General features: G+C 72.1%; 12 protein-coding genes. 8 read left to right on the forward strand and 4 right to left on the reverse strand.

Features of this window, described 5'->3' with window-relative positions:
- Positions 1-112: 112 nt before the first annotated feature.
- A complete protein-coding gene (locus tag ABZ659_RS19280; RefSeq protein WP_360221071.1) occupies positions 113-1,093 on the forward strand; it encodes an NAD(P)H-quinone oxidoreductase in 981 nt (326 codons plus the stop codon).
- Positions 1,094-1,209: 116 nt separating this feature from the next.
- Here ABZ659_RS19280 and ABZ659_RS19285 read toward each other — a convergent pair whose 3' ends face one another.
- Positions 1,210-1,716 (reverse strand): hypothetical protein, encoded by a 507-nt coding sequence (locus tag ABZ659_RS19285; RefSeq protein ID WP_360221074.1) that lies wholly within the window; start codon positions 1,714-1,716, stop codon positions 1,210-1,212.
- 122 nt (positions 1,717-1,838) lie between these two features.
- On the opposite strand from ABZ659_RS19285, the gene ABZ659_RS19290 reads away from it, so the two are divergent.
- Entirely contained in the window at positions 1,839-2,372 is a 534-nt protein-coding gene (locus ABZ659_RS19290; protein ID WP_360221077.1) for a PadR family transcriptional regulator, read from the forward strand.
- 121 nt (positions 2,373-2,493) lie between these two features.
- Positions 2,494-3,036, forward strand: a complete 543-nt coding sequence (locus tag ABZ659_RS19295) for a bacterial proteasome activator family protein (RefSeq protein ID WP_360221435.1) — start codon at positions 2,494-2,496, stop codon at positions 3,034-3,036.
- A 57-nt stretch (positions 3,037-3,093) separates the two neighbouring features.
- Here the strand turns inward: ABZ659_RS19295 and ABZ659_RS19300 are convergent, their stop codons facing one another.
- The gene (locus ABZ659_RS19300; RefSeq protein WP_360221080.1) at positions 3,094-4,746 is read right to left on the reverse strand and encodes a protein kinase; all 1,653 of its coding nucleotides are present in this window, start codon (positions 4,744-4,746) and stop codon (positions 3,094-3,096) included.
- Positions 4,747-5,127: 381 nt separating this feature from the next.
- Here ABZ659_RS19300 and ABZ659_RS19305 point away from each other — a divergent pair, with 381 nt between their 5' ends.
- Positions 5,128-6,717 (forward strand): protein kinase, encoded by a 1,590-nt coding sequence (locus ABZ659_RS19305; protein WP_360221083.1) that lies wholly within the window; start codon positions 5,128-5,130, stop codon positions 6,715-6,717.
- Positions 6,718-6,767: 50 nt separating this feature from the next.
- Here the strand turns inward: ABZ659_RS19305 and ABZ659_RS19310 are convergent, their stop codons facing one another.
- Positions 6,768-7,784 carry a phosphotransferase gene (locus ABZ659_RS19310; protein ID WP_360221086.1) on the reverse strand — a complete coding sequence of 339 codons (1,017 nt, stop codon included), beginning with the start codon at positions 7,782-7,784 and terminating at the stop codon, positions 6,768-6,770.
- Positions 7,785-8,284: 500 nt separating this feature from the next.
- Here ABZ659_RS19310 and pdhA point away from each other — a divergent pair, with 500 nt between their 5' ends.
- From pdhA to ABZ659_RS19330, 4 genes are all read left to right on the forward strand, one after another.
- Positions 8,285-9,469: a pyruvate dehydrogenase (acetyl-transferring) E1 component subunit alpha gene (gene pdhA, locus ABZ659_RS19315; RefSeq protein ID WP_360221089.1), complete on the forward strand. Its 1,185-nt coding sequence runs from the start codon at positions 8,285-8,287 to the stop codon at positions 9,467-9,469.
- 1 nt (position 9,470) lies between these two features.
- Positions 9,471-10,451 (forward strand): alpha-ketoacid dehydrogenase subunit beta, encoded by a 981-nt coding sequence (locus ABZ659_RS19320; RefSeq protein WP_360221092.1) that lies wholly within the window; start codon positions 9,471-9,473, stop codon positions 10,449-10,451.
- A gap of 10 nt (positions 10,452-10,461) precedes the next feature.
- Positions 10,462-11,865 (forward strand): dihydrolipoamide acetyltransferase family protein, encoded by a 1,404-nt coding sequence (locus ABZ659_RS19325; RefSeq protein ID WP_360221095.1) that lies wholly within the window; start codon positions 10,462-10,464, stop codon positions 11,863-11,865.
- Between the two features lie 130 nt (positions 11,866-11,995).
- On the forward strand, positions 11,996-12,172 hold the full coding sequence (locus tag ABZ659_RS19330) for a DUF397 domain-containing protein (RefSeq protein WP_360221098.1): 177 nt from the start codon (positions 11,996-11,998) through the stop codon (positions 12,170-12,172).
- 9 nt (positions 12,173-12,181) lie between these two features.
- On the opposite strand, the gene ABZ659_RS19335 is transcribed toward ABZ659_RS19330, so the two are convergent.
- On the reverse strand, positions 12,182-12,976 hold the full coding sequence (locus ABZ659_RS19335; protein WP_360221101.1) for a carbon-nitrogen family hydrolase: 795 nt from the start codon (positions 12,974-12,976) through the stop codon (positions 12,182-12,184).
- Positions 12,977-13,052: the final 76 nt, after the last annotated feature.

Below are 13,052 nucleotides of genomic sequence, written 5' to 3' on the forward strand. Positions count from 1 at the left end.
TACGGTCCCGCGAACTCATCGGTGCCGCACCGGGTTTTTCGACGGATCCGCCCACGCGGCCGGGAACGCCGGAAGCGGACCGGTCGCGGGACCGCGGGGTAGCGTCCCTCGCATGGATGCGATCACGATTCCCGAACCTGGAGGACCCGAGGCGCTGGTGTGGGACGCGGTCCCCGACCCGGTGCCCGGCGAGGGCGAGGTCCTGGTCGAGGTGGCGGCGAGCGCCGTCAACCGGGCCGACGTCCTGCAGCGGCAGGGCTTCTACGAGCCCCCGCCGGGCGCCTCCCGCTACCCCGGCCTGGAGTGTTCCGGCCGGATCGCCGAGATCGGGCCGGGCGTCGGCGGCTGGTCGGTCGGTGACGAGGTGTGCGCGCTGTTGTCCGGCGGCGGGTACGCCGAGAAGGTCGCCGTACCGGCGGGTCAGCTGCTGCCGCTCCCCGAGGGCGTCGGCCTCACCGAGGCCGCGGCGCTGCCCGAGGTGACCTGCACGGTCTGGTCGAACGTCTTCATGGTGGCCCACCTGCGCCCCGGCGAGACCCTGCTCGTGCACGGCGGCTCCAGCGGCATCGGCACCATGGCCATCCAGCTCGCCAAGGCTGTCGGCGCCAAGGTCGCCGTCACCGCGGGCAGCAAGGAGAAGCTGGAGCGCTGCGCCGAGCTGGGCGCCGACATCCTGGTCAACTACCGGGAGCAGGACTTCGTCGCCGAGGTCAGGGAGGCCACCGGCGGCGCGGGCGCCGACGTGATCCTCGACAACATGGGCGCCAAGTACCTCGACCGCAACGTCAAGGCGCTCGCCGTGAACGGGCGGCTGGCGATCATCGGGATGCAGGGCGGCGTCAAGGGCGAGCTGAACATCGGCGCGCTGCTGGCCAAGCGCGCCGCGATCAGCGCGACCTCGCTGCGGGCCCGCCCGCTCAGCGAGAAGGCGGCGATCGTCGCGGCCGTACGCGAGCACGTGTGGCCGCTGCTGTCGGGCGGCCACGTCCGTCCGGTCGTCGACCGTGAGCTGCCGATGCGGGAGGCGGCCGAGGCGCACCGCCTGCTGGAGGAGAGCGGCCACGTGGGCAAGATCCTGCTGGTCACGGGCTGAACGACGCGCGGGACCCACCCCCGCCCCCCGGGTCATCCGGCGTTGCACGGACCCCGCGGGACCCGCCCTCCGGGTCATCCGGCGTTGCACGGACCCCGCGGGACCCGCCCTCCGGGTCATCCGGCGCCGCGCCGCACCCGCAGCCCCACGAAGGCGAGCCCGAGACCGAGCCCGATGAGGACCAGCCCGCCGCCCAGCGGCAGGATCCGCAGCACGGGCTCGGCGCCCCCGCCCGCCTGCCGTACGGGCTCCCCGGCCGGTACGGAGGGCGCGGACCCGGCGGTCTGAGCGTCCGCTGGCCTGGTCGCGGCGGTGGCGGCGGGTGCCGTGGACGGCACCTCGGCCCCCGGCTCCACCGGCCGACCGGGCCGCACCCGCCCCTCCCCGGCCGGACTCCCGGCCCGCCGACGCTCACCTCCGGACACGGACGGCGAGGCACCGGCGGACGGCGCTCCGGACGGGGAGACCGCGGCGGGACCGATGGACGGCGCCCTGGACGGGAAGACCGCGGCGGGACCGGCGTACGACGACCCGGCCCCGTACCGCACCCCGCCCCCGCAGCCCACCACCGTCACAGCGGCCAGCACCCACCCCCACCGCAGCAGACGCAGCCATGGAGTCACACCCGTGACCCCCTCCCGGAACCGTATTTCTGCAGTAGTCGGACCCCATAACCTTCACATCCACCAGCAACCACGGCATTCCGGACTCCGCCGATGGGCCGACCCCGCTGCACAATCCGCCTATGTCGATTCGACACGGCCTGCTGGCCCTCCTGGAGCCCGGCCCCCGCTACGGCTCACAGCTGCGCACGGAGTTCGAGACGCGTACGGCGGAGAGCTGGCCGCTGAACATCGGGCAGGTCTACACGACCCTCGGCCGTCTGGAACGGGACGGCATGGTCGTCCAGAAGGGCGTGGACGAGGCCCGGCGGGTGCGGTACGCGCTGACCGACGCGGGCCGCGCCGAACTGCGGGCCTGGTACACGCGCCCCGTGCAGCGGGCCACCCCGCCCCGCGACGAACTGGCGATCAAGCTGGTGATGGCGGCCGGGACGCCCGGCGTCGACGTACGCCAGATCGTGCGGACGCAGCGGCGGCACGTGGCCGGGGCGCTCCAGGCGTGTCTGGGGGAACGCGCGCGGGCGCTTGCGGTGGCGGAGTCCGGGAACCCGGAGGCCGTGGCCCGGCTGCTGGTGCTGGAGCAGCGCGTCTGCCACGCGGAGGCGGAACTGCGCTGGCTGGACCACTGTGAGACGCGGCTGCTGCGGCGGGCGTGACACGGGACGCGCGGCCGGGCGGTCGGTGACCTGACACGAAGTCCCCCCACGTAAACGGTGGAACAGCCGTCACGGGGGGGCACCACGGTGATGAGGTGGGGGCGTGCGAGAGAATGACGGCATGGAGATGCCGAGGAACGAGAGGTCGCCGGAGAACGCCCAGCGGATCCTGGTCGTGGGCCAGGACGGCATGGCACTCGGCGGTGGCGGGGACGACGATTCCCAGGAGACTCCGGTGACGGACCAGGTGGAGCAGCCCGCCAAGGTCATGCGGATCGGCAGCATGATCAAGCAGCTGCTTGAGGAGGTGCGCGCGGCTCCCCTCGACGAGGCCAGCCGCGTCCGGCTCAAGGAGATCCACGCCAGCTCGGTGAGGGAGCTGGAGGACGGTCTGGCGCCGCAGTTGGTGGAGGAGCTGGAGCGGCTGTCCCTGCCGTTCACCGACGAGGGCACCCCGAGCGACGCGGAGCTGCGGATCGCCCAGGCCCAGTTGGTCGGCTGGCTGGAGGGCCTGTTCCACGGCATCCAGACCACCCTGTTCGCCCAGCAGATGGCGGCCAGGGCCCAGCTGGAGCAGATGCGCCGGGCGCTGCCGCCGGGCGCCGCACCGGAGATGGACGACCACCAGGGCCCGGGGGGCCGCACGGGCGGACCGTACCTGTAACCCGAGGACGACAACGGGCCCGGCATCCCGGATGCCGGGCCCCTTTCTCATGCCGGGTCAGGACGCCGGGTTGCCCGTGGAGACCCTCAGCTCGATCTCGGGCATGTCCTCGGGGTCGACGTCCGTACCCGCGGACGGGAACTGGTTCATCACCGTCCCCTCCCCGTAGGTGTTCTCGTCGACGTCCTTGAGGTCGAGCTGCCAGCCCGCCGCCTGCGCGCACTCCTTGACCGAGCCGATGTACTTGTACCGGAAGTCCGGGAGCTGGATCTGCTCCGGGTCGTTGTACGACTCCTGCGGCTCCGTGCACTCCGTCTTGTCGATCTTCTTCGAGGTGTCCGGCCCGCGGTACCCCGCCGCCTGCGTCTCGGAGGCCGACGCCGAGGCGCTGGCGTCCGTGCCCTGGGCCTTGCCGCCGTCGTCGTCGCCCCCGCCGTTCATCAGCAGCGCGGTGATCAGGCCGCCGACCGCCAGCAGGGAGACCACGATGGAGCCGACGACCACCGGCTTGTTGCGGCCGCCGCGCCCCGAGGGGGCCGCGGGCTGCTGCGGGGCGAGGTTGTACGGCGGCGGCGTCGACGGACCCTGCGGGGCGTACGCCGACGGTGCCGGGGTCTGGTAGCCGCCCTGCTGCGGATAGCCGTAGGCCGGGGAGGGCGCCGACGGGTGCGGGGTGTTGTACGGGTTCGGCTGCGGCGTCGGCTGGTACGGCGTCTGGACGCCGCCCTGGGGCGCCGGGGTGGACTGGTCGACCGGCGGGAACACCGCGGAGCCGACGCCCGAGCCGCTGGACGTCGGGGCGCCGGCCACGATGTTCGGCGCGGCGGCGTGGAAGGAGGACGCCACGCGCAGGCACTCCTCGCGCATCGCGTCGGCGGTCGGGAACCGTTCGTTCGGGTTCTTCTTCAGCGCGCGGGCCACCAGCGCGTCCACGGCCGGCGGCAGCGAGCGGTTGACGGAGGACGGCGCGACCGGCTCCTCCTGCACATGCGCGTACGCGATGGCCAGCGGCGAGTCCGCGTCGAACGGCAGCCGCCCGGTGACCAGTTGGAACAGCATGATGCCGACCGAGTACAGGTCGGAGCGGGCGTCCACGCCGCGGCCGAGCGCCTGCTCGGGGGAGAGGTACTGCGGGGTGCCGACGACCATGCCGGTCTGCGTCATCGACGTCACGCCGGACTGCATGGCGCGGGCGATGCCGAAGTCCATGACCTTGACCACCCCGCGCTTGGTCATCATCACGTTGCCCGGCTTGATGTCGCGGTGGACCAGGCCCGCCTCGTGGCTGATCTCCAGCGCGGCGAGGACGTCCGCGGTGATCTTCAGGGCCTTGTCGGCGGGCATCGCGCCGTACTGCTGGACGTCCTGGTCGAGGACCGAGCCGAGGGGGCGGCCCTCGACGTACTCCATGACGATGTACGGCGTGGTCATGCCGTCGACGTCGTCCTCGCCGGTGTCGAAGACGGAGACGATGTTGGTGTGGGTGAGCTTGGCAACGGCCTGGGCCTCGCGGCGGAACCGCTCGCGGAACGCCTGCTCGCGGCCCAGCTCGGTGTGGAGTGTCTTGATCGCGACCTGGCGGTCGAGGACGGAGTCGTAGGCGAGGTGCACGGAGGCCATGCCGCCCTGGCCGAGCAGGTCACGCAGCTGATAGCGGCCCCCCGCGATCGCCCGCCCCGCGTACTGGTTGTGCGCGCCGTCCTGGCTCATCTCTCCGCGTCCCCCATACAGCCCGTGGCGCCGCCGACTGTCCTCCGGCCCACCGCCCGGCCACTGTCTCGATCTGCCTGGACCTGTCGTGATCCAAAGTGTCTATTACCGGCCAAGTCTGCCCCAGGCCACTGACACGTCAAGCTCGGTGCCCGTTCCGTGACCGTACGCGAAAGAAGCGTCGCGGAAGCGTTACAGCGGGCCTACGCCCGGTACACAGGATTTGCACCGGGTCGCGTCAGCGCGCTTTGATGGCCGGTCCGTCTGGTGCCGTCCCCGGCGCCCGTTGCGGACAGGCGGTTGGCGCGGAGGCTGTAGCGTGGCCGACGGAGACCGTAACAACACCGCGCGCACCGCGGGCAGAAACGACGGCGAGGACTGATGGCACAGCAGCAGCGCGCTCAGGGCCCGTCCGACCCCGAGGCGACTGGCGGCGGCATCTCGGACGCGCCGGAGACCTGGGGCAACGGAGGGCTTGTCGGGGACGGCCGGTACCGGTTGACCCGCAGGCTCGGCCGGGGCGGCATGGCCGAGGTGTTCGCGGCCGAGGACGTACGCCTCGGCCGTACCGTGGCGGTGAAGCTGCTGCGCGCCGACCTCGCCGAGGACCCGGTCTCCAAGGCCCGCTTCACGCGCGAGGCACAGTCGGTCGCCGGGCTCAACCACCACTCCATCGTCGCCGTGTACGACTCCGGCGAGGACGCGGTCGGCGGCCAGTCGGTGCCGTACATCGTGATGGAGATCGTCGAGGGCCGCACCATCCGCGACCTGCTGCTCAACGCCGAGGCACCCGGTCCGGAGCAGGCCCTGATCATCGTCTCGGGGGTGCTGGAGGCGCTCGCCTACTCGCACCAGCACGGCATCGTGCACCGCGACATCAAGCCCGCCAACGTGATCATCACGCACAACGGCGCCGTGAAGGTGATGGACTTCGGCATCGCGCGCGCCCTGCACGGCGCGTCCACGACGATGACGCAGACCGGCATGGTCATGGGCACCCCGCAGTACCTCTCCCCCGAGCAGGCGCTCGGCAAGGCCGTCGACCACCGCTCCGACCTGTACGCGACGGGCTGCCTGCTCTACGAACTCCTCGCGCTGCGCCCGCCGTTCGTCGGCGAGACCCCGCTGTCGGTGGTCTACCAGCACGTCCAGGACATCCCCACGCCGCCGTCCGAGGTCTCCGACGCCGTGCCGCCGGAGCTGGACGGACTGGTGATGCGCTCGCTCGCCAAGGAGCCCGACGACCGCTTCCAGACCGCCGAGGAGATGCGCGGCCTGGTCCAGTACGGCCTCCAGATGCTGTACGACCAGGGCGGCCACACCGGCACCTGGAACACCGGCCCGGTGGCCGGGCACGACAGCCGCGGCACCGCCGTGATGGGGATGGCGGGCACCTCCGTCATGCCGCACCCCGACGCCTCCGGCACCACCCAGATCCCGCAGCCGATCCTGCCCGCCGGGTACGGCGGCGGTGACGACGGCGGCTTCGAGGGCCAGGGCAACCGGGGCAGCGGGCGCGGCAAGCTGTGGATCCTCGCCGTCCTCGCGGTGATCGCCATCGCCGCCGGGGTGGCGCTGGCCCTGAACAACGGCAACGGCGAGAAGGGCGGCCCCGGCACCACCGAGTCGCCCACCACCTCGGAGTCCGCCACCAAGGACGAGGCCAGTCCGACGCCGACCGAGGACGCCACCGAGGAGGAGACGGAGACCGGTACGGAGGACGGCACGGGCACCGGCGGCGACTGGGACTACACGCCGACGCCGACGCCGTCGTGGACGCCGACGCCGACGCCGTCCGACGAGCCGACGGACGTCCAGCCGTCGAACACGCAGCCCACCGAGACCGAGACCACCGGTGGCGAGCCGACCGACACCGAGCCGACGGACGGCGAGCCGACCGGCGAGGCGACGGGCGGCGAGGAGGGCGGCACCGGCGCCCTGGACGGCGCCCTCGGCACCACCGGCCGCTGAGCACCGGTACCGGCGAGGGCGGCCAGCTCCGCTCACTCCACCCACTCCGCTCAGTCCACGAACGCGTCGCACACCGCGTCGTACGCGCGGGTCCACCACACCGCCAGCGCGGAGGCGGCCGGGAACTGCGGGTCCGCGCGGGTGTCGCCGCGCTCGTAGTGCCAGCGCAGCATCCAGAAGTCATTGAGCCGCTCCCACCACACCCGGTGCACGGCCGCCGCGAGCTGTGACGGCGTCGCCTGCGCGGCACGCCGGTACGCGCGCGCGTAGGCGCTCGCCTTCGGCAGGTCGAGCCTGCCGTCGGGCCGTACGAAGAAGATCGCGGCGGCGCGTACGGCTTCCTCCGCGCGGGGCTGTACGCCGAGCCGGTCCCAGTCGACGATCGCGGCCGGGGCGTCGCCCCGGTACAGCAGGTTGAACGGGTGGAAGTCGCCGTGCACCCAGCCCACCGAGCCCCCGCGCGGGGGACGCCGGTCCGCGTGCCGCTCCAGCAGGGCGCGGCGTTCCAGGAGCCGGTGCCGGGCGAGTGCGTCGAAGGAGTCGGCGGGGCGGTGGCGGCGCACCCGCGCGAGCAGGTCGTCGATCAGCGCGAAGGTGTCGGCCGGGTCGGCGCTGCGCACGGGGTGCGGGCTCGTGGCGGGGCGGGTGCGCCGCTTGGGCGGCATGACCTCTTCCAGGCCCGCGTGTACGGCGCCCAGGAGCGCCCCCAGCCGGGCGCACTGCCCGGCGGTGAGCTGGCCGCCGTGCCGGTGGCGGCCGTCGATCCACGGGTGCAGGGCGTAGGCGTGGCCGCCGACGACGGCGACGGTGCGGCCGTCCCGCGCGGCCAGCGGCGGGGCCACCGGGACGCCCAGGCCGGCGAGGCGCGCGGTGGCGCGGTGGCGGCGTTCCAGGGCGGCGGGGTCGGCCGTCTCGGGGTCGAAGTGGTGTTTGAGGAAGTAGCGGCCGCGGGTCGTGCGGAGCCGGTAGCCGCGGTTCAGCAGCCCCTGGTCGACGGGTTCGCAGGCGAGTGCGGAACCGGCGGCGTACTGGCGGAGCAGGGCGCCCAGTGGGGGCGCGTGGGGCATGAGGGGTGGTACACACGGGCGCGACACGCGGCAGATGCTAGGGCACGAAGAAGCGCCGCTGAGCTGGGGCTAATCACAGAAAGCCACAGTCGGTCACTTTCGGTCACAGGTGGTGCCGCTCCATTCAGTACAGCCGATCGGCTTGATTTTTCGGTGGCGGCTAACTCTTCACGAGACCTCGGTCACCGGGTTAACGTGCCGTTGTTCCGGCCCTCTGCAAGGCTGTGACCAGCGGCTGTGCCCCGTCCTCCGGATTTACTTGGAAATCCAAGCAAAAACGCAGGTCAGATGGGGTTTCACAGAAATGTGCGGCACTGGGTAACGTGCTTTCTGCAGGGCGCTCGCCGGGGCACCTGTCACGCCTGTTCCCGACCGAGCCGCACCCACCCCGTGCGCGTCTAGTCGGAAGCACGGTGAGCCGCTCCCTCACGCTCCCATCGGAGCAGGGGGGACCCCCAGGCACCCGGCGAACCCGGGGCCGGACCGACGGAGGAGCACACGTGACCGTGGAGAGCACTGCAGCGCGCAAGCCGCGAAGCAGCGCCGGTGGCAAGAGCACGGCCGGTAAGCGCACGACGACAAGGAAGGCGCCCGGCGGCGAGACCCAACTGGTGCAGCTGCTGACGCCCGAGGGCAAACGCGTCAAGAACGCCGAGTACGACAAGTACGTCGCCGGCATCACCGCCGAGGAGCTGCGCGGTCTGTACCGCGACATGGTCCTCACCCGCCGTTTCGACGCCGAGGCGACCGCGCTCCAGCGCCAGGGCGAGCTGGGCCTGTGGGCCTCGCTGCTCGGCCAGGAGGCCGCCCAGATCGGCTCCGGCCGGGCCCTGCGCGGCGACGACTACGTCTTCCCGACCTACCGCGAGCACGGCGTCGCCTGGTGCCGCGGGGTCGACCCGACCAACCTGCTCGGCATGTTCCGCGGCGTGAACCACGGCGGCTGGGACCCGAACAGCAACAACTTCCACCTGTACACGATCGTCATCGGCTCCCAGACGCTGCACGCCACCGGCTACGCCATGGGCATCGCCAAGGACGGCGCGGACAGCGCGGTGATCGCCTACTTCGGCGACGGCGCCTCCAGCCAGGGCGACGTGGCGGAGTCCTTCACCTTCTCCGCGGTCTACAACGCCCCCGTGGTGTTCTTCTGCCAGAACAACCAGTGGGCGATCTCCGAGCCCACCGAGAAGCAGACCCGCGTCCCGCTCTACCAGCGCGCGCAGGGCTTCGGCTTCCCCGGCGTCCGGGTGGACGGCAACGACGTGCTGGCCTGCCTCGCCGTGACGAAGTGGGCGCTGGAGCGCGCCCGCGGCGGCGAGGGCCCGACGCTGGTCGAGGCGTTCACGTACCGCATGGGCGCCCACACCACCTCCGACGACCCCACCCGCTACCGCGGGGACGAGGAGCGCCTCGCCTGGGAGGCGAAGGACCCGATCCTGCGACTCCGCCGCTACCTGGAGACCTCAAACCACGCGGACGAGGGATTCTTCGCGGAACTGGAGGCCGAGAGCGAGGCGTTGGGCAAACGAGTGCGCGAAGCGGTCCGCGCCATGCCGGACCCGGGCCACTTCGCCATCTTCGAGAACGTCTACGCGGACGGGCACGCGCTCGTCGACGAGGAGCGCGCCCAGTTCGCCGCCTACCAGGCGTCGTTCGCGGACGCCGAGGGACAGGGGGTCTGACATGGCGGCAGAGAAGATGGCCATGGCCAAGGCGATCAACGAGTCGCTGCGCCGCGCCCTGGACTCCGACCCCAAGGTCCTGGTCATGGGTGAGGACGTCGGCAAGCTCGGCGGCGTCTTCCGCGTCACCGACGGCCTCCAGAAGGACTTCGGCGAGAGCCGTGTCATCGACACCCCGCTCGCCGAGTCCGGCATCGTCGGCACGGCCATCGGCCTCGCGCTGCGCGGCTACCGGCCGGTCGTCGAGATCCAGTTCGACGGCTTCGTCTTCCCAGCGTACGACCAGATCGTCACCCAGCTCGCGAAGATGCACGCCCGCTCGCTGGGCAAGGTCAAGATGCCCGTCGTCGTGCGCATCCCCTACGGCGGCGGCATCGGCGCGGTCGAGCACCACTCGGAGTCCCCGGAGTCGCTGTTCGCGCACGTCGCGGGCCTGAAGGTGGTCAGCCCGGCCAACGCCTCCGACGCGTACTGGATGATGCAGCAGGCCATCCAGAGCGACGACCCGGTGATCTTCTTCGAGCCCAAGCGGCGGTACTGGGACAAGGCCGAGGTCAACACCGAGGCGATCCCCGGCCCGCTGCACAAGGCGCGCGTGGTCCGCGAGGGCACCGACCTCACCCTGGCCGCGTACGGCCCCATGGTGAAGACGTGCCTGGAGGCCGCCGACGCGGCGGCCGAGGAGGGCAGGTCCCTGGAGGTCCTCGACCTGCGCTCGGTCTCCCCGCTCGACTTCGACTCCGTCCAGGCGTCCGTGGAGAAGACCCGCCGCCTGGTCGTGGTCCACGAGGCCCCGGTGTTCTTCGGTTCGGGCGCGGAGATCGCCGCCCGGATCACCGAGCGCTGCTTCTACCACCTGGAGGCCCCGGTGCTCCGGGTCGGCGGCTACCACGCCCCGTACCCGCCCGCGCGCCTGGAGGAGGAGTACCTGCCGGGCCTGGACCGGGTACTCGACGCCGTCGACCGCGCCCTGGCGTACTGAGGAGAGGGGCATGACGACGATGACAGAGGCGTCCGTGCGCGAGTTCAAGATGCCCGACGTGGGCGAGGGGCTCACCGAGGCCGAGATCCTCAAGTGGTACGTCCAGCCCGGTGACAAGGTCACCGACGGACAGGTGGTCTGCGAGGTCGAGACGGCGAAGGCGGCCGTGGAGCTGCCCATCCCGTACGACGGCGTGGTCCGCGCGCTGCACTTCCCCGAGGGCACCACGGTCGACGTGGGCACGTCCATCATCGCGGTGGACGTGAGCGGCGGCGCCGCCCCGGCGCCAGAGGCCGCGCCCGCCCGGCCGGAGGCGCAGCCAGCGGCCGAGGAGCCCAAGCCGGAGGGCCGTCAGCCGGTCCTCGTGGGCTACGGAGTGGCGACGACGTCCACCAAGCGCCGTCCCCGCAAGGGCCCCGAGGTCCAGGTGGAGCAGGCGTCGGCGGCGATCCAGTCCGAGCTGAACGGCCACGGCGCGGCACCGGCGGCGCCCGCTGCCCCCGCCGCCCGCACGGCGGAGCGCCCGCTGGCGAAGCCGCCGGTGCGCAAGCTGGCCAAGGACCTGGGCGTCGACCTGACGACGGTCACCCCGACCGGCCCCGACGGCGTCATCACCCGCGAGGACGTCCACGCGGCGGCGGCCCCGCAGCAGGCCCCGGAGCCGGTGGCGGCCCCGGTGGCGGCGCCCGTGCCCGTACCGACGTACGACACGGCGCGGGAGACCCGTACCCCGGTCAAGGGCGTCCGTAAGGCGACCGCGGCGGCGATGGTCGGCTCGGCCTTCACGGCACCGCACGTCACCGAGTTCGTGACGGTCGACGTGACGCGCACGATGAAGCTGGTCGAGGAGCTGAAGCAGGACAAGGAGTTCACCGGCCTGCGGGTGAACCCCCTCCTCCTGATCGCCAAGGCCCTCCTGGTCGCCATCAGACGCAACCCCGACATCAACGCCGCCTGGGACGAGGCCAACCAGGAGATCGTGGTCAAGCACTACGTCAACCTGGGCATCGCCGCGGCCACCCCGCGCGGGCTGCTCGTGCCCAACATCAAGGACGCGCAGGCCAAGACGCTGCCGCAGCTGGCGGAGTCGCTGGGCGAGCTGGTGTCGACCGCCCGCGAGGGCAAGACCTCCCCCGCCGCGATGCAGGGCGGCACGGTCACGATCACCAACGTCGGCGTCTTCGGCGTCGACACCGGCACGCCGATCCTGAACCCCGGCGAGTCGGCGATCCTCGCGGTCGGCGCGATCAAGCTCCAGCCGTGGGTCCACAAGGGCAAGGTCAAGCCCCGCCAGGTCACCACCCTGGCCCTGAGCTTCGACCACCGCCTGGTCGACGGCGAACTGGGCTCCAGGGTCCTGGCGGACATCGCCGCGATCCTGGAACAGCCGAAGCGGCTGCTCACCTGGGCGTGACACCCGGGACGGCCCCTGATCCCGGGAACGCCGGGGTCAGGGGCCGTCCCGTCCTGCCAGGCTCAGAGGTCGGAGCCGCTTGAGGCCTTCGGACGCGGCTCGCTCCCTGATCGAAGCCGTTGTAGGCCAGATGACCGGGTTCCAGTTCACCAAGTCCAGCTACAGCGGCGGTGACGCCGGGCAACAGTGCGTCGAAGTCGCCCGCAACATACCCGGCGTCGTCGCCGTGCGGGACTCCAAGCGGGCCGGTGGGGTGGTGCTGCGGGTCGGGCGGGACGCCTGGGTGGCGTTCGCGCGGGGTGTATGACGTCGTCCGTCACCGGCGTGGTGCGGGCAGCCCCAGGACCCGGTCCTTGAGTGCCGGGAACTGCTCCCGGGTGGCCGCGACCTTCCCCACGTCGATCGAGACCGTGAGCGTCTCCCCGCCGGGGCCCGCCTCCGCGAGGACGGCTCCCCAGGGATCTACCACGATCGAGTGACCCGCCTGCGGAACCCCGGCGTGGGTGCCAGCCGTTCCACAAGCGAGTACGAACGACTGGTTCTCCACCGCCCGCGCCCGAGCCAGGAGTGTCCAGTGCTCACGTCGGCGCTCCGGCCACCCGGCCGGGATGACGAGGACGTCCGCGCCCGCGTCGACGAGTCCGCGGAAGAGTTCGGGGAAACGGAGGTCGTAGCAGGTGGCCAGACCCACGGTCGCGTCCAGTAGACGCGCCGTCACCAGCTCCCGCCCCGCCCCCATCAGCACGGCCTCGCCCTGGTCGAAGCCGAAGCGGTGGATCTTGCGGTAGGTGGCGGCCAGTTCACCGGCAGGGGAGAAGAGGAGGGAGGTGTTGTAGAGCGGCCCGTCAGGGTCCCGTTCCGGGATGGAGCCCGCGTGCAGCCAGACGCCCGCGTCGCTCGCCGCCTTGGCCATCGCCTCGTACGTCGGGCCTTCCAGCGGCTCGGCCTCGGTCGCGAAGTCCCGGTAGGCGAACGCCCCGGTGGTCCACAGCTCCGGCAGCACGACCAGGTCGGCACCGGCCTGCTCCCGTACCAGGGAGGCGACGCGTTGCCGACGTGAATCGACCGATTCAGTGTCGTCTACGACGATTTGGAGAAGAGAGGCGCGCACACTACCACCGTCCTGGCATTCGAGCCGTTCATACGGGCCTACGATCGTCACACGAAAGCACTGCCGGGGTGCCGCT

The organism is Streptomyces sp. NPDC006997 (assembly GCF_040635175.1).
In the GTDB taxonomy this organism is placed as follows: domain Bacteria; phylum Actinomycetota; class Actinomycetes; order Streptomycetales; family Streptomycetaceae; genus Streptomyces.